We start from the raw sequence: 22,763 nt of genomic DNA, 5'->3' as shown, positions 1-22,763 counted from the left end.
TTTGGGTATCCATTTCGCGCCATGACCCCTGACCACGTTGCGCAGCGGCTCACACAGGTCGGCACCTACTTGATGGGGCCGGCCGACCTCAATGCCTGCCTCGGTATCGACGGCTCCGAGTGGACGCGGTTCGCGGCACATTGGGAGGACCTGGCGGCCGATCCCTACGCCGCCGAGCTCGGCACACGCCGGCTGCGCCGCTACGGGCATTTCCTGTTCAACCCGGCGGAGGGCGCCTTCACCCCGGCGTCACACACCGCGTTCATTCAGCCGGAGAACTCAAATCCGCTCTACGTCGGCAAGGATCGCCACTTCGAGCCGTTGACCGATGCCTTCGCCAAAGACCCACTGCTAGAACGGATCCTGACGCTGCTGGGCCGACTCGCCACGGCGCTCGACGACGCAACCAAGTGGAACGCGAAGGTGACACCGTTTCGCGTTCTCGCCTCCGCAGGCGACGACGGACAACCCACGCCCGAGGGCCTGCACCGCGACGGCGTCACGCTTGTCACCTCGCTGCTCGTCGGACGGCGCAACGCCCTCGGTGGCGAGAGTTCGGTGTTCGACATGGACGGCAACCGGCTGATGACCACCACGCTTACCGATCCGGGCACCCTGCTTCTCGGCGACGATCGGCGCACATTGCACGGTGTCTCCGCGATCCGCCCGATCGATCCGGCCCAGCCGGCTCAGCGAGACGTCCTGGTGATCACCTTCGCGCCGTAAGGGCGACCAGATCGTCGACGACACCGGTCAGCGACCCGTGCAACTCGGCGGAACGGCGCTGGCGTTCGGCACCGGTGCCGTGCGACGAGATACGGCGCAGGAACTCGGCGACGGTCTGCATGTCACCGTGGTCCTCGAGATGGGCGCCGACGTAGTCGACGAGCCGCGCTGCCTGTAGCGGAGCCGGAAGAACCTGCCCCGTCAACGCGTCCACACCGCAGCCGGCCCAGCCGTCCCTGGCGGCGCGCCAGTATGCGGCCCGTAACACCTCGCTGCTGGACTGCGGTCCTGGATCGCCCTCGGATGCCTTCGCCGCGGCGGTGGTCACCAGCGCCCGCAGCAGCACGGCCAGTGCGATCGCATCGTCGATGTCGGCGGTGACATCCATCGCGCGGACTTCCAGCGTCGGGACGTGCGGGTTGGGCCGGATGTCCCAGAACGGGGTTTGGGCGTCGAGCATCGCACCCGATTCTGCGATCGCCGCCGCGAGCTCCTCATGGTGGCGCAGGCTCGCGGCGTAGGGCGGCGGGCCTAGGCACGGAAATCGCGTTCGGATGACGGCACGCCAGCTCGCATACCCCGTGTCAAGCCCTTGGTGGAAGGGCGAATTCGCACTCATTGCCACCAGCAGCGGCAGCCACGGACGCAGATGGTTGCTCACCCTCACCGCGAGCTCGCGGTCCGGAAGATGGACGTGGATGTGCATCGAGCACACCGCGAAGTCGTCGAGCATGCCGCGGTACTGGGCCACACCGGCGCGGTAGCGCGGATGATCGCCGACCGGTGCGAACCCCGCTGCGCCCAGCACCGGCGTTCCCGACGCGCACAGTCGAAGCCCCTCCGCACACGCTGCGGTCGCGACGGACGCGCGCAGCCGCAGCAGTTCTGCGCGAAGCTGACCGGCCCCGCCACACGGCGGCGTCTTGACCTCGATCTGGTACTGAGTGAACTCGCCCGAGACCGAATCGCCCAGATCTGTGGCCGCCCGAGCGACGACGCGGGGACCCCCGGCTTGCGGCGTGCGCGTGTCCGGGTCGACGAGGAGATACTCCTCTTCCACCCCGATCGTCGGGGCAGTGCTCACGGTTCGACCGCGGACCGGAACGCCCGCTCGGCTTCGTCGCCATGCACCGCGAACACCACGCGCTGCAGCGAGCGGGGCTTGTGCTCGCGCACGGCGCCAACCATCAGGCGCGCCGCTTCGCCAAGCGGGAAGCCGCCGACGCCGGTTCCGAACGCCACCAAAGCCAGTGAGCGGCAGCCCAATTCGTCGGCCTTCGTCAGGGTGGACTGGGTGGCACGGACGATGATCTCCGCCGATGTCGGGCCGCCGAGCTCCATGGTCGCGGCATGTATGACGTAACGCGCCGGCATATCGCCCGCGGTCGTCTCGACCGCGTCTCCGAGTCCGATCGGGGCCTTCTCGTTCGACTCGCGTTGTACCTGCGGACCGCCGGCACGCGATATCGCGGCGGCCACCCCGCCGCCGTGCTTGAGCTGGGTATTGGCGGCGTTGGTGATCGCGTCGACATCGAGCTCGGTCACGTCGGCCGCAAGTACCTCTAACTCGATCACCGCTGTATCGTCTCGCACCGAACCCGGGCAACACAGGAGGAACGGCAATGACTGCAACCATCGAGCGCGAAGAGCTGTCGGAGGTCGCTGTCCAGGCCGGCTGGGCCCGCAGAGACGCAGACCGCACCGACTACTACACGCGTTCTCCGGTGCGCGTCCACGTCGTGTGGCAGGGGACGAGTGCGATCAGCGGCGGCGCGCTGTACCACGACGACGTTCTGATGGCCTACACGCGGGATCTGGCCACGGTCCAGGGCTGGCTCAAGCGCTGATCAGGAGAGCGCGGACTTGGCTTCGGCCAGATTGTCCGCCCCGAGCACCAGACGGGTATTGGTCGCCAGATAGGCCGTGGTGAGGTTGACCTTCGCGGCGCCGAGCTTGCGAGCGACCTCACCGAGCACGCCGGGCCGGTCTTCGATGTCGAGCACGATGACTTCCTGTTCGGCGGCGATCTTGATTCCGGCCGCCTCCAGGGCTTCGAACGCCGGGGTCGCATCCTGCACGAGGATGTGAACCTCGGCTTGTCCTCCGCCTGTGCTCAGAGCGCACAGCCCGGCGATGTTGGCGCCCGCGTTGCCAAGCACGTCGCCCACCCTCGCGAGTTCGCCGGGTTGGTCATCGAGATAGAGCGTCAGATCAGTGGCCATGACGAGCGCTCCTTCCGTGCACTTCAACCGTATCCGCTGAGCACGAAATTCGGATGCGCTCGGCGGACGCTTTGTGGCACCGTCGATTCCTGTGCTCGCTTCTGACACACCGACTTCTGTAGAGATCCGATCCGCCACCGACACCGACTGGTCGGCGATATCGCTGTTGGATGCCACCAGCTTCGGCGTGTTCGGTCACCCGGAGTCGCTGGACGCGTGGCGCTCACTGATACCAGGCGACGGCTCCGTGGTCGCATGTGACCGCGACGACGTCGTCGGTATGGCCCACTACCTCGACCTGCGAATGACCGTCCCTGGCGGGGCGGTGCTGCCGGTCGCGGGAGTCACGCTCGTCGCCGTGGCGCCGACGCATCGCCGCCGCGGCCTTCTGCGCGCGATGTACACCGAGCTACACGACCGCATCGCCACCGCGGGATATCCGATCGCGGGCCTGACCGCCAGCGAAGGCGGAATCTACGGCCGATTCGGCTACGGGCCGGCGACCATCGAGCAGGCCCTCACCGTCGATCGCCGCTTCGCCCGCTTCCGCGACGACGCCCCCGACCCCCGCGGGGTCCGGATCGTCAACCCGGCCGACCACCGTGACGATCTGGAGGAGATCTACGAGCGCTGGCGTGTGAACACACCGGGCGGACTTGTCCGGCCGCAAGGGTTGTGGGACGAGTTGCTTGCTGACCGTGAGCGGGACCGCCGCGGCGGCACCCAATGGTTCGCGCTCCTGCATCCCGACGGCTATGCCATGTACCGGGTCTTCGGCGACGACCCCATGTTCGTGCGTGTCGGTGAGTTCACGGCGGTCACGACCGACGCACACGTCGCGTTGTGCCGTGCGCTGCTTGGTCTCGACCTCATGGAGAAGGTCGTCTTCCGTTCACACCCCGCCGACCCGCTGCCGTATCTGCTGGCCGACCCACGCGTGGCCCGTCTCACCCACCAGGAGGACGACCTGTGGCTGCGGATCATGGACATCCCCACCGCGCTCGAGGCGCGCAGCTACCAGGCGGAGCTGTCCACGGTCATCGAGATCACGGACCGATTCCGAAGCGACGGCGGGCGATTCGTCCTGCAGATCAGCGACGGCAAGGCGCGCTGCACACATACCGATGCGCCGGCAGAAGTGCAGATGGACCTCGACGTGCTCGGCAGCCTATACCTCGGTGCACATCGCGCATCGGCATTTGCAGCGGCAAATCGGTTGCGCAGCAACGACTCCGGATTGATCCACCGGTTGGACGCAGCGTTCGTCAGCGACGTGCCCGCGCAACTCGGCTTCGGCTTCTGACGTTCACCGCCGCTCGTGGCGGTCCCACACCTCGAGCATCGTGCAGAGGATCTCCTCGGCGCGCCCGAGCCCGGCGAGGTGGCTTTCGCCGGGTAAGTGGTACAGCTGGGCGTCGGGCAGCTTGGCGACGACGTGCTCCCCGTGCGCGAACGGGACGATGTGGTCGCGGTCGCCGTGCCACCAATGCACCGGCACCTTGACTTCATCGAGCCGGAAACCCCAGTCGCGGGCAAACACGATGATGTCCGCGAACGGCGCTGCGAGTTGTTTGCGGCTGCCGTTGAGGAGGTCGTCGAGGAACATCGCCTTGAATTCGGGTCGGGCCAGCATGCGACGGTCCGCTTCGGGCGACATGCGGCCGTACAGGTCCAGCGCCGGCGAGGCGATGGGCCGTGCCAGCCGAACCAGAGCGCTCGCCGCCAATCTGACGGGCCCGCCGGCTACTTCCAGCAGCGGCGCAACGAATATGCCTAGGGCCATCGCGCCGCCGCTGATCGCATCCGGCCCTCGTGCGGGAGCCACACCGCCGAGCACGCCGACCGCCACCACCCGATCGGGCATCGCCGCCGCGCACGCCAGCGTGTAGGGTCCGCCGCCGGAGAGCCCGATGACCTCGAACTTGTCGATTCCGAGGGTGTCGGCGATCGTCCGTAGATCGTCGGCGAACGCGACGACGGTGTCGTATTGATACGGCGTGGACGAGCCGATGCCCGGGCGGTCGATGCCGATCAGCCGGATCCGCTGCTGCTCGGCGTAGACCCGGGCCTCCATCGGAATCTGCCTGCGGGCCCCTGGCGTGCCGTGCAGCCAGAAGACGGCGCGGCCTTGCGGATCTCCGAATTCGGCGAAGCCGATCTGACGGTCATCGCCGACGGCGATGTTGCCTTCCAACTTCGGACGGGCGATTGCGACAGGCATGCCCCGAGTGTCTCACGCGTCCCGCGGGCGGTTAGCCAGCCCGGTGAAACAGGTACGACCCCACAGTGGTGAGCCTGTCGTCGACACCCTCGTCGTGCATCAGCACCCGGACGCCGACCGCACCGTCCGCGCCGTGCATCGGCTCGGCCTCGACGCGGAACGGACCCGCCTTGCCGCGCGCGACGAACATCACCTGTGACGAAACACCTTGAAGGAGTTCGGTTCCCGCGAGTTCGGTGGCCGCGTCGATGGCGGCGGTTTCAAGGATGACGAACTGCGGTCCGATGTGCAGCGCCGCGTCTGGCGAGGCGACCTCGACCGTGAGTTCCGGCAGCGTCCAGTGACCATCTGCCCGGCGGTGCCCGCCGAACACTTGCCAGAGCGGGGGCAGGTCGGGGGAGTCGACCACCTCGAGTGGGTTCGCGTCCATCTTTTCGAGCCCGTGGGGAGGAGTGCCGATGCTGATGCCCTGGCCCTGGATCAACGCCAGCACGCGGCCCGGATTGTCGGCGTCGACGATCTTCGATCGGCTGTAGCCCATCTGCCTGCCGCGCTTGAGATCCTCGGACCGCATCTCGATGCGGCGCACGTCGCGAGCGGGGTCGAGGATCTGGCACGAGTGGATGACGGGATTCGGCACCGCCTCAAGATCGGACATGTGGCCGCCCTCGGGCGCCGCGATACTCAGCACGGCGAGCAGCAGCCCGCCGGTCGGGTTGCGCATGTCGCGCCGGATGGTGACCGTGTTGTCCTCGGGTCCAAGGTCCATCGAGGCGTAACTACGGCCGATGTAGCGATAGCTCAGCAGTCCGCCCCAGCGGCGGCGAAGCTCGGCGGCGTAGGCCTCGGGTGAATCAGTCAGGTCCCGAATGTCGCGCAGCATGTAGCGACATTACATAACCGGCCGCCGATGTAACCACGGCATCGCCGTTTCGAGTTGAGCGGCCAGCTGCAGCAGGATCGTCTCGTCGGGCGCCATGAGCTGCACACCGATCGGAAGGCCGTCGGAGGTGGTGCCCAGCGGCAGCGAGATCGCCGCCCAGCCGGTCACATTCCCCAGAGATGTCCATCCCGTCGTCGCGAACTCGACGTCGAAGAACGCGCGGGTGGTGCCTCGTGGTTGGTCCAACAGCGCGTACGGCGGCGGCGGAGTCAACAGTGTCGGCACGAGCAACACATCGTGTGCACCCATTCCGGCGACGAAGCGGCGCGTCTGCGCGTGTACGGCGGCGATGGCGTTCGCGTACGCGACGCCGGTGGTGGTGAAGCCTTCGCGCACCATCACCCATGTGCTCGCCTCGAATTCGTCCTCATGTGGTTCGCGGCCGAGATGAGCGGTGGCCAAGGCGTGAAGCTGTGCGTTGCTGACGGTGTGCAGGACGGCGATGGCATCTGCGACGGCGTCGGGATCGATCACCGGCGCACCGGGCTCGACGTGGTGGCCAAGGGTCTCGAGCAGTCGGCCCGTCGCCTCGACGGCGGCGACTACCCCGGGATCTGTCGGCGGACCGGGAAACGGCGACGCCGTCGCGATCAGGATGCGCTGCGCGGCCGGTGATTGCGTAATTGCCTGCAGGAAGGGCGCATTCGGCAGCGGTGCGGTGTACGGATCGCCGGGCGCCGAGCCGGTCACGACGTCGAGCAGTGCGGCGCTGTCGCGGACGGTGCGGGTCAGGGCATGCTCGTTGACCAGTCCTTCGAGCCCGTGTCCGCCACCGGGTGCGAAGGAGGTGCGGCCGCGGCGGGGCTTGAGGCCGACCAGTCCGCAGCACGACGCAGGAACGCGGATGGAGCCGGTGCCGTCGCCGCCGGATGCCGCCGGGACGACGCCTGCGGCCACTGCCGCCGCGGAACCGCCGCTGGACCCGCCGGGCGTGATCGACGGCGACCAGGGGTTGACGGTCGGCCCGAACAACGACGGCTCCGTCGTACAGTGGTTGCCCCACTCGGGCGTGTTCGTCTTGCCGAAGACGACCAGCCCGGCGGCGAGGTAGCGCTCGACGATCCAGGTCGACTCGGTGGCGACATGCGTGCGCAGGGCGCGCGACCCCATCGCCTCCGGCGCGCCGGCGAGCGATGCGCCAAGGTCCTTGAGTAGGAACGGAATTCCCGCTAGGGGGCCGGCATCGCCATCGCGCAGTTCGCCGGATGCGTCGAGAGCGTTGGCTTGTTCGCGTCCGCGGTCGAACAGGTCGGTGATGACGGCGTTCAGGTGACGCGCCGCCTCCAGCCGCATGAGGGCGGCCTCAAGGAGTTCGGTCGCGGACAGCTCGCCGGACGCGACCAACCCAGCTTGCGCAATTGCGTCGAGTTCGGCGAGTTCGAAGGCTTGACGTGAGTCCATTGGGACGGATCATTCAGCGCCTCAGCACGGTCGGCAACTCGACTGCGGCGCTTCTGGAATCCGACCGTCACAATGCGGTGGTGATCAATCGTCGCTCGTTCACCGCTGCAGTTGCGTTCGGAGGTGCGGCCGCCGCCCTCGGGGTTGGATCCGCTCGGGCCACGGCCCCGCCGCCGGAGTTGCCGCAGGCGCGCAATGTGGTGTTGGTGCACGGCGCCTACGCCGACGGCTCCTGCTGGTCCGATGTCATCCCGTTGTTGCAGGCGCGTGGGCTCAACGTCGCGTCGGTGCAGAACCCGTTGCGCACCCTGGACGAAGACTGTGACTATGCCCGCCGCACCCTCGCCCTGATGGCCGGTCCGACAGTCCTTGTGGCACATTCCTATTCGGGCATGATCGCCACCGAAGTCGGTGTCGACCCGAAGGTCACCGCGTTGGTGTACATCGCAGCCCGAGCGCCCGACGCCGGTGAGGATTACACGGCGCTGGCCGCGCAGTATCCGACGCCGCCGGCGAGCGCGGGCCTGATCAAGGGGCCAGACGGCTATGCCCAACTCAGTGAGGAAGCGTTCTTGAACGATTTCGCGCAGGACGTCGACCCGGTCCGCGCCAAGGCGTTATATGCGGTGCAGGGTCGGATCTCCGGCGAACTGTTCACGGGCCGACCCACGCAGGCGGCTTGGCGGGACAAGCCGACCTTCTACGCCGTCTCCAAGGACGACCGCACCATCAATCCCGACCTCGAGCGGTTCATGGCCGGCCGGATGAACGCCAAGACCATCGAACTGGATGCAAGCCACCTATCGATCGTGTCGAAAGCCCCCGACGTCGCGAACCTCATCTTGGAGGCCGCCGGAATCTGAGCCGCGATGTCTTTTCGCGTGCCGCCGAGACGTCACCGTGCGGCTCCAGGAGCGCATCGGCGAGGACGGGCCCATGTCGTCAGATAAAGCGCCGGGGTGTTCGACCCATCTCGTAGCCGGCCGGAAATGACTTCTCGATCACCCGCAGCTGATCGTTGGCCTTCGATTCCAGTTCGAGGACCACGCATCCCTCGCCGAGAACCTTGGACTCCAAGACGATGTAGTGCTGGCCGCCACCATTGACGTCGGTGACGTGTTCCCCCGAACGCAGCGCCTCGACCGGCACAAGCTCGGAGGCCTTCGTATGGTGTGTCTCCACCCTCGCCACGGTAGGCGAATACGCCCGGTGCGGGGCCGCTTTCGGGCGACGACACACCGGTCAGCCAACGGCCGCTGCGTAACCGACGCCTCCGAAGAAAATCGCGACCGCGCACAGCGCGAAAGTGCCCACCGCGAACGGCCATCCGGGTTTGCGCCGATACAGCTGGATGATCGTCAGCGCCAATCCGACGACCCCGATGCCGAACGCGATGATCAGTGCCAGCCCTACTGCGTTGACCGCTCCGTCCACGCTGCAGCTTTCCGGCGGGCAGTAGTCCAGGAACGCCAGCGAGAACAGCCCCATCGCGGCCGCGACCACCCCGAGCGCCACTGTCAGAATCAGGACGCCGATCGAGATCAGCAGATCCGCGGTGGCTATGGCCGGCTTCGGGGCGCGCGGCGGGGGATAGCTGGGATAACCCATGGCAAGCGATGCTATCGGCAACTCTTTGGCGTTTTTGGGCCGATTGGCTCACGCATAGACCATCATCGGTGCCATCAGCTCTTGCGGGGGGATGAGCACAGAGCGGGCACACGCACCTTTGGGGGTATCGATGCGCAGCACTATGCAGGATTTCCCGCTGACGGTGACGGGCATACTGCGGCACGGCACCGGCTGGAATTCGAATCGGAAAGTCATCACCGCGAACACCGGCGGATATCGCGAAATCAGCTTCGGTGAGCTCGGCACCCGGGTGGCACAGTTGGCCCACGCGCTGCGCCAGATCGGCGTGACCGACGGCGACCGCGTCGCAACGTTCATGTGGAACAACCAAGAACATCTGGAGGCCTACTTCGCCGCCCCGTGTATGGGAGCGGTGCTGCACACGTTGAATATCCGGCTCGCGGGTGAGCAGATCGCGTTCATCGCCAACCAGGCGCAGGACCGCGTTGTCTTGGTCGACATGTCGCTGGCGCCGCTGCTCGGCGGCGTAGTGGGGCAGATGGAGTCGGTGCAAACGGTCGTGGCCGTCGGAGACGGCGATCTGGAGCCGTTGACGGTCTCGGGCAAGACGGTGATTCGCTACGAGGAGCTTCTCGATGGCAAGCCGATCGAGTACGACTGGCCCGACTTGGACGAAACCAGCGCAGCGGCAATGTGTTACACGAGTGGAACGACCGGACACCCGAAAGGTGTCGTCTACAGTCACCGCTCGAACTACTTGCACTCGATGTCGGTCTGTGCGGCGAACGGACTCGGCATCGCCGACGGCGACCGGGTGCTGCCGATCGTGCCGATGTTTCACGCCAACGCCTGGGGCCAGCCGTATGCGGCGGTCATGGCGGGTGCCGACCTGCTGTTGCCCGACCGGTTCCTGCAAGCTGCCCCGCTGGTGGACATGATCGAACAGCACCGGCCCACTATTTCCGCCGCGGTGCCGACGATCTGGAACGACGTGCTGCAGTACCTGCACGCCAATCCCGGACGCGACATCTCGTCGCTGCGCCTGGTGGCGTGCGGCGGTTCGGCGGTGCCTCTGGGCATGATGAAGGAGTACGAGCAAACGTACGGCGTGCACATCCGCCAAGGCTGGGGGATGACCGAGACGTCACCACTGGCCGCTCTCGCGGCGCCGCCGCCGGAAGTCAGCGGCGAGGACCACTGGACGTTGCGCAGCACCGCGGGGCGGGTGCTGTGCGGTGTCGATGTCCGCATCGTCGACGATGCAGGCGGTGTGCTCCCTTGCGACGGTAAAGCGGTGGGGGAGATCGAGATTCGCGGACCATGGATCACCGGCTCCTACTACCAGAACGCAGATCCGTCGAAGTTCGACGACGGGTGGTTGAGGACGGGTGACGTCGGCCGGATCGATCCGCAGGGTTTCATCACGCTTACCGACCGTGCCAAGGATGTCATCAAGTCCGGTGGCGAGTGGATTTCGTCGGTCGAGCTGGAGCTCTGCATCATGGAACACCCGGCTGTGTTGGAGGCGGCGGTGGTCGCGGTACCAGACGACCGGTGGCAGGAGCGTCCGTTGGCGGCGGTGGTGTTGAAGAAGGACGAGTCGACGACGGCGGCGGAGTTGCGAAAGCACCTGTGCGACAAGGTTGCCCACTTCTGGTTGCCCGAGCGGTGGACTTTCATCGATGAGGTGCCGAAGACGAGCGTCGGCAAATTCGACAAGAAGTTGATCCGTTCCCGTTATGCCGACGGCGAGTACGACGTCATCGCGTGTCGGGACTGAGGACGCCTACTCGTCGGAATACGTTAGCGGTCTGCGGTCAGCGCCCACCGAATACCGCCGACCAGTACACGGCCAGTCGCCCGGATGACGGTTGCCTCAATTGGCGGAAAGTACGGCAGCAGCAACGGCATTCGCGCCCAGCCGGGCAGCATTGCCACCGAGGTGGCCGCCAAAACACCGTATGGAGCCCTGGCGACGATCGGCAGCGGGGGAGTCAACAGAAGGAAGCGCGCGGCGTCCCTGGCGGCTGGCGTGCCGGACAGCTCCGGCCGGTAAGCCTCGATTCGGTCGGCCAGTTCCCGCTCGGTCCGCGGCGGGTCGGGCACGCCGAGGGCGGCCGCGACGCGCGCGGTGTCGGCCACATAACCGTCACGGCCCGTCTGATCGAGTGGCGCGGCACCGTAGAGCTGGTGAGCCATCAGGAAACTGTCCACCTCGGCAATGTGGACCCACTCGAGCAGGTGGGGGTCTGACGCGTCATATGGCCTGCCGTCCGGGGCGACTCCCCGCACTCGCCTGTGGATTCCCCGGACGCGATCGACCGCGCGCTGCGCATCGTCGGCCGGACCAAACGTCGTGACCGCGAGAAACGTGCTGGTGCGCTGCAGCCGGCCCCAGGGATCGCCGCGATAGTCGGAGTGTCCCGCGACTCCGGCCATCGCCAGCGGATGCAGAGACTGCAGCAGCAGGGCGCGCAGGCCGCCGACGAACATCGAGGCGTCCCCGTGTACCCGTCGGATTGGTCGGTCTTCGTCGAACCACCGCGGGCCAGGTGTGTGGTGGATGCGCGCCCGGTTGGCAGGACCCTCCGGTCCGGCAACCATGCCGAACAGGCTGCGGCCCAGGTTCTTGCGCACGGACCCGAAATCGGGCAACACCGTCATGGTGTCGACGGTACGCGCCGGCGAGGGGCCGAGCCAGACCATCGGCTTTACCGTTGCCGCTACGGTAACTATCGAGCTGGAGGTGGTCGTGACCGGGCCTGTTGGGGCCGCTGGATGTCCCCCGTTATTGGGCTCGCGCACTCGCGGACGAGATTGATCGCCTGTTTTGCTGTCGTTCGGAGCGTCAATTATTACGGTGGTTGCACGGGACGAGAACGAATAGGCGGTAGGGGCCATGCGTGAACGCGTTCTGAACACACTTGCCGTGGCAGTTGTGGCGATCCCTGCCGCGGCGCTGAGTATCGGCATAGAGCCGGCCGCAGCAGGCGGGCCGAACGACGGCGGCGGAACGCTCCTTCCATTCGCACAGATGTATCGACGCTGTGATTTCAGCACCAACACCCACTCAGGCCCGTCAGGCAACGCGAGGCCGACGGCCGTCCTGCGCACCACCTCCAGCGAGGTCGTCGCTGATGTGCAGATCGCGACCGCCGTCCCCGGCACGCACTACGACGTCCGATTGATCGAGATGCCGCGACCGTCGTCCACGCCATGTGGTGCCGGTGATCCGGGTGTCGCGGTGGCGGCGCTGGACACGGACGAAGCGGGTGCGGGCGCGACGACCGTGCGCGGGCCCATCGCACCGGGCGCGACAGGGGTGTGGTTGTTCATCAGCCGGCCCGGCGAGTTTTCGCAGACGCCGGCGGAGTTCTACACCACCGATTACGTGGTGAAGATCTAGCTGAGCGGCTCGCGATACTCGATCGTCGGTTCATGTTTGATGACCCGCTCGCCAGAGGTCACCAGCAGTTCGGTCGGCGATAGCGCGTATGTGACGGCGGAGTTTTCAGCTACAAAGCCGTGCGTGGGTGTCGCGCGCGCCGTGGTCGTCAGTACTGCATCGTCGCTGAGCCGGACGCCCCGGTAGCCGTAGTGTCCACTCTGATCGGAACAGATCACCACAAGTGACCCCGCTGTCCTGGCGATCGCGACGGCGGTCTGCGTCGCTTCACAGCGAGCGCTCGAGTCGACGTAACCCTTGTCATCGACGGCGAACGGCGCCGCCGCGTGGAGCGGCGGGCTGATCGGGTCCGCAGCGTGCCCGGGTTGAGTCGGGGCAGCGGTCGCCCGCGGCGGCGGCAAGGGCTCAGCCACGGGAACCGGGTGCGCGGTAGCCCATTTCACCCACACACCGGTGAGAAGCACCAACGCGGCGAGCATTGCCGCTGCTGCGCTGGCGGCGAGGCGCCGAGTGTCGCGGGGAGGAGGCTGCTTGCGATGTCGGCCGCGAGGTCGGGAAGTTTGTGACACGTACCCCGTGTTCGTGACCAAGGTCGCTCCCGTCATGCAGCTTCGCGCACTAACAATTTGAAATATTCTGCACGAATCGTTTGGCGTAGAAACCGCTCCATTGGCAATGGGCCATACAGAGCCGTCAATGCGGAATCGTGTTGAGCGCCTGCGGAATTTGCTAGCAACCTGTGGCCCAGTTGCGGTGGTGCCTTTGTCGCGCCTCGGTTCGGCTGTTGCCACTGCGGTTTACCGTGAAGGCATGACCGTCTACGCCATCGCCCAGCTGAAGTTCACCGATCGCGCGGCTTACAACCGCTACCAGGCGGCGTTCATGGAGATCTTCCAACGATATTCCGGAACGGTACTGGCGGCCGACGAGTCGCCACGAGTAGTGGAGGGTACGTGGGATCGGGACAAGGTTGTGCTGATGTCGTTTCCCGATGAGGCGGCGTTCAGCGAATGGGCCGATTCGCCTGAATACCAACGAATTTCACAGGACCGCAGGGCGGGCGCGGACACAGTGGTGGTGCTGGCGCACGGGCTGTCCTGACGGCGGCGTCAGGCTGGCACCACAACGGATAACTCGTCGCCGCGACGCTCCACTCTCATTCCGGCCCGGCGGGCGACCGTTGCAACGGCGGCGGCATCGTCAGGCTCGGACTTCGTCGTGGCCAATGCACGGGCCAGCCGGCCTTTATGGGCCTTGTTGAAATGACTCACCACTGTGCGCCGGCCGTCGGGATACTCGGCGAGCACGTCGACCTTGACCGCGCCGGGTAGCTTTCCGAGCGCTGCATAGGATCCCGACCGCAAGTCGACCACCAACTCGTGTGTCGCGAGGTCGGCGAGCACCGGTTCAAGTAGCGGTCGCCATCGCGCCGCCAGCGTGGGTCGCCCGGGAAGCTTCGACGTCGCAGAGAGTCGGTAGGCGGGCACCTCATCGTTCGCGCGCAACAGCCCGAACAGTGCGGAACCGACAGCTAGCCGCTCGCGAGCGCGGACGGCCGCAGCACCGCGCAGGGATCCGACGTCGAGGGCTTCGTACAACACCCCGGTGTATCGGTTGATGGCGGGTTGCGTCGGAGCGCTGCGCAGCGCGGCGTTGCGCTCGATCTCAGCGTCTTGCGATGCGGAGATGCCCAGTGCCCGGCGACACGACGTCGTGTCCGCGGTCAGTTCGACCAGCTCGTCAACCAGAGTTTCGCGCAATGGCCCCAGTGTGGGGAAGCTCAGTGCCTCCATGCGCAGGGGAGGCCCGTCGCCACCGACTCGCTTGGTCTCGGAGGGCGGAAGCAGCACGATCACGTCGCAGACGCTAACTCGTGCGGGCTGTGCCCTCGTGTCAGGCCGGTACGCCCATATCCGGCGCGGGCGGCGGAGCCATCGGATCCTCGGGAGCCGGGAGCGGCTCAGGGGCCGGCGGTGGGGCCATCAGCGGATCAGGAGCCGGCGCGAATTCAGGCGCGGGAGCAGGTGCCAGCTCAGGCGGCGGAGGCGGCAGGAGTTCGGGAGCCGGGGCTTCACCGGACATCAGGACAACGGGGGCCGCGTCCGAGTCAGGCGCGACGGCCTCGTCGGCCGGCATCGGCAAGAACATGTGGTGGGTGAACTGCCTTTGGTAGGCACCGCCGCCGCCGATCCGCACGCCGCCGCCTTCGCCCGAGGACACCGGAGTGCCGTCAGGCAACGTGGCGGCGGTATGACCGCCGTTCCAGCCGACGTTGAGGGCGCCGGGCTGCGTTCCGTACTGGAATCCACGCGCAAGCAGTGCTTGCTCGATATTGCCGGTGTTGAACCGGTCGCCATAGATCGGCCTGCCGGTGGCGGCATTGGTCACCCACGAGACCAGGCCCGAACAGTCCGTGCCCCTTGGGGAGTCCCCGCCGGAGACATACGGCGTGCCCGAAACCGAGCTCACGAGCGTCAAGAGCGTTACGGTGGCAAACATGCGGCCGGACGCTACTAGAGGTTTTTGTAACGCGCCAAAATCTGTGACACCCTTCACAACTCGTATTGAGCAGGACCTACTTCACGAAATGTCACGAGCCGGCAGGACAATCAATCCGGCAGCGACGCTTCGGAATTCGTGAGTTCGTGCTGGTAGCGATGGGTGGTTGCGCGCGCAATCACGCTTGCACGCAGTCTATATAGAGATAGAAGCGTTGCCCGCCCGTAGTCGTTGCAGCTCACGAACCGCGCACCGGAATCCCAAAATGAGTGACACCAATCACATGTCGGGCTTGTGAAATGTGGCTCACGCCACAGCTGGAACCCCAAGCTCTACCGCGATTGCGCGAAACGGCGGATCCGCGGTGGCCGAATCCTCAATGTTTCGGACTGAACGCCAAATTATTGTGTGGCACAGGCGAATACGCAGGGGCTAGGCGAAATATGCTGGACCACAGTGTATTCCACAGTCTGATCAGCGGTGAGCGAGAAGTAGTGGCACTCGCTGCTCGGCGTCCGTCAGCGAACCATGCTGGCCTATCAACGCGGACAGTAGTGGTTCCACCGTCCGGCGCATGAGGCCGGCGGCATCGCGTGCCGCTGCGACGACGTCGCCGATACGGAACCGCGCGTCATCGGAGACCCGGTCGCCGAACCAACCCGCCGAGATCGCTTCCTCCCGCGATACCACCCACGCGCGCTGTGCCAATATTTCCCGCCACGCGGCGAGCACCGACTCGCCGGCACCGTCGGCAACGTAGGCGTGGCGGGCGCGTGGCTCACCGCCGATAGCCTTGACACCGGCCATCAAGGCATCCGAATCGTCAATATCCACAACGTCTGTCGCGTCGATTTCCACCATGCCGTGATCGGCCACTACGGCGAGAAGGGTGCCGCGCGGCAGTTCCTCGACGATCGATTCGACCAGTCGGTCAACCTGCTTCAGCTGCATTCGCCATGCAGGTGAACCGGGGCCGTAGATATGACCGAGCAGGTCGAGTTCGCCGTGATATCCGTAGCAGAATCCGTTGTCCATCAACGCTGTTCGCACCGACGCCGCGAGGTCGCCAAGGGCCTTCACGCCTATGTAGCGGCCACCCCGCAGGACGGCACGAGTGAGCCCGGAGCTGGTGAACTCCGCGCCGGAAACCACACTTACCGCGACTCCGGAGGCGGCCGCACGCTCGAAAACGGTTGGCGTGGGCTGTAAGTCTTCGGGCGGAAAATCATCCCGAAGGTCGCGGCCATGCGGATGTAGCCGCCATCCGAGCGCATTGATGACGCCGTCGCCTGGCACCCGGAACGAAAGGCCGACCATTCCGTGTTCTCCAGAGCGGCACCCCGTTCCGATCGCGGCGATCCCGGCGGCGGTGGTGGACGGGAATCCGACTTGCAATGTCACGCCACGCATACCAGCCAGCACAGGTGCGTCATCGGCGTAGGTATCCAGGAGTTCGGCGCCCAGTCCGTCGATCAGCAGCACGCACGCGGCGGAAATGTCTGCGGGTAGGGGAATCGGGCCGTCGAAGCCGGGGGCGCCCATGGCAGACAGCACCGACGGCACCACGTCGGCGAGATGCGGGAGATCCGGATTCGGGCGCGGCAGCTGCACAAATTGAGGGTGCCACATTCCAGCCGTTGACATGCAGCCGCGCGGCTGCCTATAGTCGGACATGCAGCCAGTCAGCTGCATGTTAGGGATATGACAGAGATGGACGAGGTGTTCAAGGCGCTGGCCGACCCGAGCCGGCGCCTGTTGCTCGACAGCCTCAACACGCGCAACGGGCAGAACCTGCAGGAGTTGTGCGCGCGACTGTCGATGGCACGGCAGTCGGTTAGCAAGCATCTGGCCGTCCTCGAAGCAGCCAACCTGGTCACCACGGTGTGGCGGGGGAGGGAAAAGCTGCACTACCTCAACGCGGAACCGATCAATGCGATCGCCGACCGCTGGATCACTCAATACGACCGTGCGCGGGTACAGGCACTCGCGGACTTGAAAACAGCATTGGAGACCGAATCAATGAGCAGCACTGGGGAATTCGTCTACACCACCTACATCCGGACCACACCTGAGAAGCTGTGGCAAGCAATAACCGACCCCGCGTTCTCGCACCGCTACATGGGGCACGCGATGGTGTCGGACTTCAAGAAGGGCTCCACCTACGCCTGGGAGGACCACGGGTTGAAGATCGAGCACCCCGAGCAAGTGATCCTCGAGTCAGACCCGTATCGCCGGCTCGCGTTCACCTTCCACACGTTCGTCTCCGAACTCGCAACTGCCGTCGAACAACTCGACGAAAAGACGGTCGCCACATGTGCGGCTGAACGACGCTCGAAGGTGTCGTTCGACCTGGAACCCGAGGGCGACATGGTGAAGCTGACCGTGATCCACGACGACTTCGGCCCGGACAGCACGGTGCTGGGGCTCATTTCCGGCGGCTGGCCATGGAAGCTCTCCAACCTCAAGACCGCCCTCGAACAGTCATGACCGCGATGCCCCGAGTGGTCGACCGGGCCGGCTTCCAAAGCGAGCTCGACGCATTGCGGGTGCGGGAGAAGGCGCACACACGCGAAGGCGACGCGATCGCCGCGGCCCGTCGGCGGCTGCCCATGGTGGAGATGGATCCCGCCACCGAACTGACCGGCCCGCAGGGGCCGGTCACACTCCTGGACGCATTCGAGGGCCGTAGCCAGCTGATCGCCTATTACTTCATGTGGCATACCGGGCATCCGGCGGCCGAGCAGTGCGAAGGCTGCACCTGGTGCACCACCCACGTAGCGGAGTTGTCCTACTTGCACTCTCGTGACATCACCTACGCGGTCTTCTGCCAGGGGCCATACGACGAAAGCCGTCGCTACCGCGACTTCATGGGCTGGGAGGTGCCGTGGTACTCGGCGCTCGACTCCCTCGACACGCTGCTCGAAGGGCGCCAAATCGGCCTGATGCACCTCGTGTGCTATCTACGCGACGGCGACCGCGTCTTCGAAACCTATTGGACGAATTTCCGCGGCGTCGAGGCAATGGACTACAGCTTCGCACTCATGGACCTCACAGTGTACGGACGCCAGGAGGCGTGGGAAGACTCTCCGGCTGGTTGGCCGGTCCGCCCGGTGGCCAACAACAGTGAACGAGTGCGCTTGAACGGACGTCCGATCGCCCAGTGGTCGCGGCTCGAAGCCGGACGCTCGGACAAGCTGAACTGAGCTGCGAAGGACGAAGGGAGACAAGGAAAATGAACACACCGCCGGTGGTATCGCCACAGGAGTGGCAGTCTGCGTGGCAGGAGATGCTTGTCAAGGAAAAGGAAGTAACGCATGCCCGCGACGCACTGGTCGCCCAACGCCGGCGCATGCCTTGGCAGGCAGTGGAGAAGGAGTACGTTTTCGACGGGCCCGACGGCAAGGCGAGCCTGCTCGATCTGTTCAATGGTCGGCGCCAGCTGATCGTCTACCGCGCCTTCATCGAACCCGGCACCGGCGACTGGCCCGAACACGGCTGCACCGGTTGCTCTTTGATGGCTGACCACGTTCCCAACCTCGCCCACCTGAACGCGCGCGACACCACATTCATCTACGCTTCGCGCGCAACGCAACCCGAGCTCGAGCGGATGAAGGCCAAGATGGGCTGGCGACACATCCCGTGGTACACGATGACCGACGACTTCGACGTGGATTTCGGCGTCAAAGACTGGCACGGCACCAACGCGTTCATCCGCGACGACGACGGCCATGTTTATCGCACCTATTTCATCAACGGCCGCGGCGATGAGGTGTTTGTCAACACCTGGAACTTCCTTGACATGACCGCCCTTGGGCGACAAGAGGATTGGGAAGACTCACCAGAGGGTTATCCGCAGAGCCCGCCATACGAGTGGTGGAGCTGGCACGACACCTATGCGCAGCACACGCCGTGGCGATGGTTCGGCGATCCGGACCCCAACGACCCGAATGACCAACGGCCACCGCGCAAGTAGGTTTAGCGCCTGGCTGACCGGTGGTGCCATGCAGGAATTCAGGGTGACACGTCAAAAGGCGGCGGCGACCCGCTCGGCGACCTCGGCCGCGACGGCGAGCGTCGCCGCGTCGTCTGCAGCCGAATAACGGTCGGCCGCTGGGTCATATACGGCGCCGGCGATAGCGCCGTGATCGGTGGCCAGCTCCACCAGCTCGACGGGCCAGTGATTGCGCTGCAGTGTCGCGGCGAACACCCGGCTTGCCTCGATCGGCACGACATCGTCGCCGGTGCCATGGAGCAAGCTGAACGGCGAACGATCCGCCGGAAGTTCGGTCGGCAGGACCTCGCCGCTGACCGGATCGCGAGCCATGAACGCGCCGGCGAGGCAAACCGTCTGCGCCACCCGGACATTGAGGCGCCGGGCCTGAAAGGTCAGGCCCGCGGCAGCGACGCCGCCAAGCGACCAGCCGACGACCACCAGATCACCGGATTCCTCAGCGCGGTCGCTGGCGAACCGCGCGGATCGCAGCAGGTCGTCACGCCCACCGTCGTCGGCATGCGAGTTCCAATCAGGCAACACCACGCCGATTCCGTGGCCGGCCAGCCTTTCGGCGAGTGGCCGCATGGCGGCGCGGGCATCGGTCTGCGCACCGTGCCACAGCAGTGCGGTCGGTTGGCCGGGGGAGCCGAAGACGTCGACCAGCCGGCCAGGGGCGTACTCGACGGTTTCCACACCACGAGTCTGCCCGACGACGCACCATACTTTGGGAGTCCTCGACGAGCTGAAGGGAGCGCGCGGATGGGTGAACCGGCATTGGTCGTGGTGGACATGCAGCGCTACTTCTGCGAACGGGAATTCCCGCTGGACCGGCTGATCAGCATGGGTATTCCTGACGACACCGATTGGTACTTCGACACGCTGAAGAACACCGTGGTGCCGAACATTGCGCGGTTGATCGAGGCGTTTCGCGACCGAACGCTGCAGATCGCGTTCACCGAGTTCGGAAGCCATACCGCCGATGGCCGGGATCTTCCGCCGTGGGCCCGCCGCATGAACGACGGCGCGGTGGCCGCTCTTGGTGAGCGATGCTTCCCGCCGCTGAGCGATCCCTCCGCCCGCGTGATCGACGACCTGCGACCGGAAGCCGCAGAGCCGGTATTCGGGAAGTCGACAAGCGGCCCGCTGGCCGGCACGCGCATCGATGCGCATCTTCGGGCGGTGAATGCGGACCCCGTCGTGGTCACGGGCGTCATGACGGACATGTGCGTGACCGGGATGACACGTGAGCTCGCCGATAGCGGTTTCGAGGTCGTTCTGGTGAGTGACGCGTGCGCGACATTCGTCAAGGCATCACACGAGTGGTCGGTCCGCTTCCTGGGATCGAGCATGGCCACCGCGGCAGAGACCGAGACCGTCATCGCGAATCTGCCCACTCCTGAGCGAATGAACCTGCATTAGCAGGCGCACCTCCGTCAGCCAGTGCTATTGCCCAGCAACGGTTTCCGCAGGTAATTGCGGGAATGCCACCCAGCTAAGGCCGGACGCGACTCGCAGGAATCGCACAGCGTTGCGACGCGCAATCCAGCCACCGACACTGGTACCCTTCGATCGCTGCCGGTTGTAGGTCGCGGGGAGGCTGACCGCCCGACGGCCTATACAACGGCGTGGCCCGAACGAAACAGCAGAGTCCCTCACGAAACGAGTCTTGTGCGTACCGGAGAGATACGAGCCCTATCCGGACTGCGCATCGTGGCTGCCGTCTGGGTCGTGCTGTTTCACTTCCGGCCGCTCTTGGAACAGGCGGCGCCCGGGTTCAGGTCGGCGCTCGCGCCGATCCTCAACTGCGGCGCTCAGGGTGTCGACCTGTTCTTCATCCTGAGCGGATTCGTGCTGACGTGGAACTATCTCGACCGCATGGGGGAGTCCTGGTCGACACGGGCAACCCTTCACTTTCTCTGGCTGCGGTTGGCCCGTGTGTGGCCGGTCTACGTGGTCACATTGCATCTGGCCGCCGCGTGGATCATTTTCACGCTTCATGTCGGTCACATCCCGTCGCCGGTCGCCGATCAGCTTTCCGCGGTCAGCTACGTGCGCCAGGTCCTGCTGGTTCAGCTGTGGTTTCAGCCGTACTTCGACGGCTCGAGCTGGGATGGACCGGCCTGGTCGATCAGCGCGGAATGGCTGGCGTACCTCTTGTTCGGCGCGCTCGTGATGGTGATCTTCCGTATCGCGTCCGCGACGCGGGCGCGTGGCTTGTTGTGGCTGGCGCTGGCCGCATCACTGCCACCGTTGTTGCTGTTGTCGGCCACCGGCCTGTTCTACACACCGTGGAGCTGGCTGCCGCGGATCGTCATGCAGTTCACCGCGGGCGCACTGGCCTGTGCTGCCGTGCGCAAGTTGCGCCTGTCTGGCCGCGCCCGTCGCGGCGCGGGGTATCTGTCTGCGGTGCTCTTGGCGGCAATGGTCGGCGCGCTGTACTACCTGGACGCTTATCCGCCGGCGAAGGTCCTCGACGCGAGCGGTTTCGTCGATGTGCTGTTCGTCCCGTTAGTGGTGACGCTCGCCGTGGGGACCGGCAGCTTGCCGGCGATGCTTTCGACCAGGGTGATGGTGTATTGCGGGCACATCTCGTTCGGCCTGTACATGGTTCACGAGTTGGTGCACACCGCGTGGAATTGGACGGTGGCGCAATTTGAACTCACGCTCGGGTCCGACATCGCCGGAAAGCTGACGCTTGTCGGACTGCTCGCGATCGCTGTCGGTGGCGCCGCTGTGCTGTATCACTTTGTCGAGGAGCCCGCCCGTCGATGGATGCGCAGGATGGTCGGGGTCAGGAAGCCACCCGTCGACGCCACGGCCGAGCCACCCGCCGACGCGAGCCACGGCAAGCTGCAGCCCATTCATGGTGTCCGCGAAGCACGATCGCCCGCGGTTTCCGCGCGCGCCGGGTGACCATGCGCGACAAGCGAATGCTTTCTGTGCGATCACCGCGCGGTAGTGCGTCGACAGCAAGTTTCCAATAATTGGGCCCTAGGCTGTAGCCGTGAGTCGCCTGGTCACGGTCATCATCTCCTTCGCTCTGTTGGTGGGCGTCGCCTGTCAGCGCTCAACACCGGTGAGCCACAAAGAGATACTGACGCTGGACTACACCGCCAACCGCGTCGCGGTGATCGGCGACTCGTACACCACGGGCAGTAACGAGGGCGGAAACGGGCAAAACGGGTGGACCGCTCTCGCGTGGCAGACGCTGGCCCGGCAGGGGGTACCGATCGCGGCCGACGTCGGTGCCGAGGGTGGAGCTGGATACGGCACGCGCGGCAACCGCGGAAGCGTTTTCGAGGATCTGACCGAGCGCACGCTCAAGCCGGACGATGCGCTGGTGGTGTTCTACGGGTCGCGCAACGACCAGGGAGTCGATCCGACGCAGCTGTCGATATTGGCATACGGCACCTTCCAACTGGCGAGGCGTCTCGCGCCGTCCGCGAGGTTTCTGGTCATCGGGCCGCCGTGGCCGACCGCCGATCCACCAGATGCCGTACTACGGATCCGCGATGCCCTGCGATATCAAGCCGGCATCGCGGGGGCCGAGTTCGTCGACCCGATCGCAGCCGGCTGGTTCGTCGGCAGGCCCGAGCTGATCGGCAAGGACGGCGTGCACCCCACAGACGCTGGGCACGCTTACATGGCGGACAAGATCGCCCCGCTCATCGCCGGCCAGCTGTTGCGCCGGGTGTGAAATGCACGACACCCGCCGGCCGGATTGGCCAGCGGGTGTCGCCAGAGGTTATCGGTCAGCCTCC

The 22,763-nt window shown here is 65.9% G+C and carries 27 protein-coding genes; 13 read left to right on the top strand and 14 right to left on the bottom strand.

Features of this window, described 5'->3' with window-relative positions; genetic code table 11:
• Window positions 1-21: 21 nt before the first annotated feature.
• Entirely contained in the window at window positions 22-726 is a 705-nt protein-coding gene (locus tag ACWW36_RS24455; protein WP_456138529.1) for a 2OG-Fe dioxygenase family protein, read from the top strand.
• On the opposite strand, the gene ACWW36_RS24450 is transcribed toward ACWW36_RS24455, so the two are convergent.
• Window positions 710-1,810, bottom strand: coding sequence for a carboxylate-amine ligase (locus ACWW36_RS24450; RefSeq protein ID WP_456138528.1), 1,101 nt, complete (start codon window positions 1,808-1,810; stop codon window positions 710-712). The genes ACWW36_RS24455 and ACWW36_RS24450 overlap by 17 nt on opposite strands.
• Window positions 1,807-2,301: a macro domain-containing protein gene (locus ACWW36_RS24445; protein WP_456138527.1), complete on the bottom strand. Its 495-nt coding sequence runs from the start codon at window positions 2,299-2,301 to the stop codon at window positions 1,807-1,809. Before ACWW36_RS24445 ends, ACWW36_RS24450 begins: the two co-directional genes overlap by 4 nt.
• A gap of 47 nt (window positions 2,302-2,348) precedes the next feature.
• Here ACWW36_RS24445 and ACWW36_RS24440 point away from each other — a divergent pair, with 47 nt between their 5' ends.
• Window positions 2,349-2,573, top strand: coding sequence for a hypothetical protein (locus ACWW36_RS24440; RefSeq protein ID WP_456138526.1), 225 nt, complete (start codon window positions 2,349-2,351; stop codon window positions 2,571-2,573).
• On the opposite strand, the gene ACWW36_RS24435 is transcribed toward ACWW36_RS24440, so the two are convergent.
• Complete coding sequence (locus ACWW36_RS24435) at window positions 2,574-2,948, bottom strand: ACT domain-containing protein (RefSeq protein ID WP_456138525.1); 375 nt, start codon at window positions 2,946-2,948, stop codon at window positions 2,574-2,576. It lies immediately after the preceding gene.
• Window positions 2,949-3,039: 91 nt separating this feature from the next.
• Between ACWW36_RS24435 and ACWW36_RS24430 the strand changes: the two genes are divergently transcribed.
• Complete coding sequence (locus ACWW36_RS24430; protein WP_456138524.1) at window positions 3,040-4,251, top strand: enhanced intracellular survival protein Eis; 1,212 nt, start codon at window positions 3,040-3,042, stop codon at window positions 4,249-4,251.
• Between the two features lie 3 nt (window positions 4,252-4,254).
• Here ACWW36_RS24430 and ACWW36_RS24425 read toward each other — a convergent pair whose 3' ends face one another.
• The 3 genes from ACWW36_RS24425 to ACWW36_RS24415 are packed head-to-tail and all read right to left on the bottom strand — an operon-like array spanning window position 4,255 to window position 7,513.
• On the bottom strand, window positions 4,255-5,169 hold the full coding sequence (locus ACWW36_RS24425; RefSeq protein WP_456138523.1) for an alpha/beta fold hydrolase: 915 nt from the start codon (window positions 5,167-5,169) through the stop codon (window positions 4,255-4,257).
• A gap of 31 nt (window positions 5,170-5,200) precedes the next feature.
• Complete coding sequence (locus ACWW36_RS24420) at window positions 5,201-6,052, bottom strand: hypothetical protein (protein ID WP_456138522.1); 852 nt, start codon at window positions 6,050-6,052, stop codon at window positions 5,201-5,203.
• 9 nt (window positions 6,053-6,061) lie between these two features.
• The gene (locus tag ACWW36_RS24415) at window positions 6,062-7,513 is read right to left on the bottom strand and encodes an amidase (protein ID WP_456138521.1); all 1,452 of its coding nucleotides are present in this window, start codon (window positions 7,511-7,513) and stop codon (window positions 6,062-6,064) included.
• On the opposite strand from ACWW36_RS24415, the gene ACWW36_RS24410 reads away from it, so the two are divergent.
• A complete protein-coding gene (locus ACWW36_RS24410) occupies window positions 7,504-8,376 on the top strand; it encodes an alpha/beta fold hydrolase (protein WP_456138520.1) in 873 nt (290 codons plus the stop codon). The two genes, ACWW36_RS24415 and ACWW36_RS24410, sit on opposite strands and share 10 nt — an antisense overlap.
• Before the next feature lie 79 nt (window positions 8,377-8,455).
• On the opposite strand, the gene ACWW36_RS24405 is transcribed toward ACWW36_RS24410, so the two are convergent.
• Together ACWW36_RS24405 and ACWW36_RS24400 are read right to left on the bottom strand one after the other, a co-directional pair.
• Complete coding sequence (locus ACWW36_RS24405) at window positions 8,456-8,695, bottom strand: hypothetical protein (protein ID WP_456138519.1); 240 nt, start codon at window positions 8,693-8,695, stop codon at window positions 8,456-8,458.
• A gap of 60 nt (window positions 8,696-8,755) precedes the next feature.
• Window positions 8,756-9,121 (bottom strand): hypothetical protein, encoded by a 366-nt coding sequence (locus tag ACWW36_RS24400; protein ID WP_456138518.1) that lies wholly within the window; start codon window positions 9,119-9,121, stop codon window positions 8,756-8,758.
• 130 nt (window positions 9,122-9,251) lie between these two features.
• Between ACWW36_RS24400 and ACWW36_RS24395 the strand changes: the two genes are divergently transcribed.
• Complete coding sequence (locus ACWW36_RS24395) at window positions 9,252-10,883, top strand: fatty acid--CoA ligase (protein ID WP_456138517.1); 1,632 nt, start codon at window positions 9,252-9,254, stop codon at window positions 10,881-10,883.
• A 23-nt stretch (window positions 10,884-10,906) separates the two neighbouring features.
• Here ACWW36_RS24395 and ACWW36_RS24390 read toward each other — a convergent pair whose 3' ends face one another.
• On the bottom strand, window positions 10,907-11,767 hold the full coding sequence (locus tag ACWW36_RS24390; RefSeq protein WP_456138516.1) for an oxygenase MpaB family protein: 861 nt from the start codon (window positions 11,765-11,767) through the stop codon (window positions 10,907-10,909).
• A 235-nt stretch (window positions 11,768-12,002) separates the two neighbouring features.
• Between ACWW36_RS24390 and ACWW36_RS24385 the strand changes: the two genes are divergently transcribed.
• The gene (locus tag ACWW36_RS24385; RefSeq protein WP_456138515.1) at window positions 12,003-12,509 is read left to right on the top strand and encodes a hypothetical protein; all 507 of its coding nucleotides are present in this window, start codon (window positions 12,003-12,005) and stop codon (window positions 12,507-12,509) included.
• Here ACWW36_RS24385 and ACWW36_RS24380 read toward each other — a convergent pair.
• Window positions 12,506-12,988: a hypothetical protein gene (locus ACWW36_RS24380; RefSeq protein ID WP_456138514.1), complete on the bottom strand. Its 483-nt coding sequence runs from the start codon at window positions 12,986-12,988 to the stop codon at window positions 12,506-12,508. The genes ACWW36_RS24385 and ACWW36_RS24380 overlap by 4 nt on opposite strands.
• Before the next feature lie 331 nt (window positions 12,989-13,319).
• Between ACWW36_RS24380 and ACWW36_RS24375 the strand changes: the two genes are divergently transcribed.
• The gene (locus ACWW36_RS24375; RefSeq protein ID WP_456138513.1) at window positions 13,320-13,610 is read left to right on the top strand and encodes a DUF1330 domain-containing protein; all 291 of its coding nucleotides are present in this window, start codon (window positions 13,320-13,322) and stop codon (window positions 13,608-13,610) included.
• Window positions 13,611-13,618: 8 nt separating this feature from the next.
• On the opposite strand, the gene yaaA is transcribed toward ACWW36_RS24375, so the two are convergent.
• From yaaA to ACWW36_RS24360, 3 genes are all read right to left on the bottom strand, one after another.
• Window positions 13,619-14,365, bottom strand: a complete 747-nt coding sequence (yaaA, locus tag ACWW36_RS24370; RefSeq protein ID WP_456138512.1) for a peroxide stress protein YaaA — start codon at window positions 14,363-14,365, stop codon at window positions 13,619-13,621.
• A gap of 37 nt (window positions 14,366-14,402) precedes the next feature.
• Window positions 14,403-15,008 carry an NlpC/P60 family protein gene (locus ACWW36_RS24365; RefSeq protein ID WP_456138511.1) on the bottom strand — a complete coding sequence of 202 codons (606 nt, stop codon included), beginning with the start codon at window positions 15,006-15,008 and terminating at the stop codon, window positions 14,403-14,405.
• A gap of 474 nt (window positions 15,009-15,482) precedes the next feature.
• Window positions 15,483-16,619 carry an alkaline phosphatase family protein gene (locus ACWW36_RS24360; RefSeq protein ID WP_456138510.1) on the bottom strand — a complete coding sequence of 379 codons (1,137 nt, stop codon included), beginning with the start codon at window positions 16,617-16,619 and terminating at the stop codon, window positions 15,483-15,485.
• A 99-nt stretch (window positions 16,620-16,718) separates the two neighbouring features.
• On the opposite strand from ACWW36_RS24360, the gene ACWW36_RS24355 reads away from it, so the two are divergent.
• The 3 genes from ACWW36_RS24355 to ACWW36_RS24345 are packed head-to-tail and all read left to right on the top strand — an operon-like array spanning window position 16,719 to window position 18,981.
• Window positions 16,719-17,495, top strand: coding sequence for an ArsR/SmtB family transcription factor (locus ACWW36_RS24355; RefSeq protein ID WP_456142610.1), 777 nt, complete (start codon window positions 16,719-16,721; stop codon window positions 17,493-17,495).
• Window positions 17,492-18,211, top strand: a complete 720-nt coding sequence (locus tag ACWW36_RS24350) for a DUF899 family protein (RefSeq protein WP_456138509.1) — start codon at window positions 17,492-17,494, stop codon at window positions 18,209-18,211. The genes ACWW36_RS24355 and ACWW36_RS24350 overlap by 4 nt, the downstream gene beginning before the upstream one ends.
• Before the next feature lie 29 nt (window positions 18,212-18,240).
• Window positions 18,241-18,981: a DUF899 domain-containing protein gene (locus ACWW36_RS24345; protein ID WP_456138508.1), complete on the top strand. Its 741-nt coding sequence runs from the start codon at window positions 18,241-18,243 to the stop codon at window positions 18,979-18,981.
• Between the two features lie 51 nt (window positions 18,982-19,032).
• Here the strand turns inward: ACWW36_RS24345 and ACWW36_RS24340 are convergent, their stop codons facing one another.
• Entirely contained in the window at window positions 19,033-19,695 is a 663-nt protein-coding gene (locus tag ACWW36_RS24340) for an alpha/beta hydrolase family protein (RefSeq protein WP_456138507.1), read from the bottom strand.
• Between the two features lie 66 nt (window positions 19,696-19,761).
• Here ACWW36_RS24340 and ACWW36_RS24335 point away from each other — a divergent pair, with 66 nt between their 5' ends.
• From ACWW36_RS24335 to ACWW36_RS24325, 3 genes are all read left to right on the top strand, one after another.
• The gene (locus ACWW36_RS24335) at window positions 19,762-20,421 is read left to right on the top strand and encodes a cysteine hydrolase family protein (protein ID WP_456138506.1); all 660 of its coding nucleotides are present in this window, start codon (window positions 19,762-19,764) and stop codon (window positions 20,419-20,421) included.
• A gap of 249 nt (window positions 20,422-20,670) precedes the next feature.
• The gene (locus ACWW36_RS24330) at window positions 20,671-21,915 is read left to right on the top strand and encodes an acyltransferase family protein (RefSeq protein WP_456138505.1); all 1,245 of its coding nucleotides are present in this window, start codon (window positions 20,671-20,673) and stop codon (window positions 21,913-21,915) included.
• Window positions 21,916-22,006: 91 nt separating this feature from the next.
• Window positions 22,007-22,699: an Rv0518 family GDSL lipase gene (locus ACWW36_RS24325; protein WP_456138504.1), complete on the top strand. Its 693-nt coding sequence runs from the start codon at window positions 22,007-22,009 to the stop codon at window positions 22,697-22,699.
• The last annotated feature ends 64 nt before the right edge of the window (window positions 22,700-22,763 follow it).

The sequence above is a fragment of the Mycobacterium sp. MMS18-G62 genome, assembly GCF_053877835.1.
Note: the sequence above shows the minus strand (reverse complement) of the source record. Positions and strands in the feature narration are given on the sequence as shown.

Bases quoted from the DNA above. Each gene is read 5' to 3' on its own strand.
- ACWW36_RS24400 (WP_456138518.1), bottom strand. From the start codon at position 9,121: ATGGGTTATCCCAGCTATCCCCCGCCGCGCGCCCCGAAGCCGGCCATA.
- ACWW36_RS24455 (WP_456138529.1), top strand. From the start codon at position 22: ATGACCCCTGACCACGTTGCGCAGCGGCTCACACAGGTCGGCACCTAC.
- ACWW36_RS24420 (WP_456138522.1), bottom strand. From the start codon at position 6,052: ATGCTGCGCGACATTCGGGACCTGACTGATTCACCCGAGGCCTACGCC.
- ACWW36_RS24350 (WP_456138509.1), top strand. From the start codon at position 17,492: ATGACCGCGATGCCCCGAGTGGTCGACCGGGCCGGCTTCCAAAGCGAG.
- ACWW36_RS24385 (WP_456138515.1), top strand. From the start codon at position 12,003: ATGCGTGAACGCGTTCTGAACACACTTGCCGTGGCAGTTGTGGCGATC.
- ACWW36_RS24390 (WP_456138516.1), bottom strand. From the start codon at position 11,767: ATGACGGTGTTGCCCGATTTCGGGTCCGTGCGCAAGAACCTGGGCCGC.
- ACWW36_RS24335 (WP_456138506.1), top strand. From the start codon at position 19,762: ATGGGTGAACCGGCATTGGTCGTGGTGGACATGCAGCGCTACTTCTGC.
- ACWW36_RS24415 (WP_456138521.1), bottom strand. From the start codon at position 7,513: ATGGACTCACGTCAAGCCTTCGAACTCGCCGAACTCGACGCAATTGCG.
- ACWW36_RS24345 (WP_456138508.1), top strand. From the start codon at position 18,241: ATGAACACACCGCCGGTGGTATCGCCACAGGAGTGGCAGTCTGCGTGG.
- ACWW36_RS24375 (WP_456138513.1), top strand. From the start codon at position 13,320: ATGACCGTCTACGCCATCGCCCAGCTGAAGTTCACCGATCGCGCGGCT.
- ACWW36_RS24365 (WP_456138511.1), bottom strand. From the start codon at position 15,008: ATGTTTGCCACCGTAACGCTCTTGACGCTCGTGAGCTCGGTTTCGGGC.
- ACWW36_RS24355 (WP_456142610.1), top strand. From the start codon at position 16,719: ATGGACGAGGTGTTCAAGGCGCTGGCCGACCCGAGCCGGCGCCTGTTG.
- ACWW36_RS24440 (WP_456138526.1), top strand. From the start codon at position 2,349: ATGACTGCAACCATCGAGCGCGAAGAGCTGTCGGAGGTCGCTGTCCAG.
- ACWW36_RS24380 (WP_456138514.1), bottom strand. From the start codon at position 12,988: ATGCTCGCCGCGTTGGTGCTTCTCACCGGTGTGTGGGTGAAATGGGCT.
- ACWW36_RS24395 (WP_456138517.1), top strand. From the start codon at position 9,252: ATGCGCAGCACTATGCAGGATTTCCCGCTGACGGTGACGGGCATACTG.
- ACWW36_RS24435 (WP_456138525.1), bottom strand. From the start codon at position 2,948: ATGGCCACTGATCTGACGCTCTATCTCGATGACCAACCCGGCGAACTC.
- ACWW36_RS24425 (WP_456138523.1), bottom strand. From the start codon at position 5,169: ATGCCTGTCGCAATCGCCCGTCCGAAGTTGGAAGGCAACATCGCCGTC.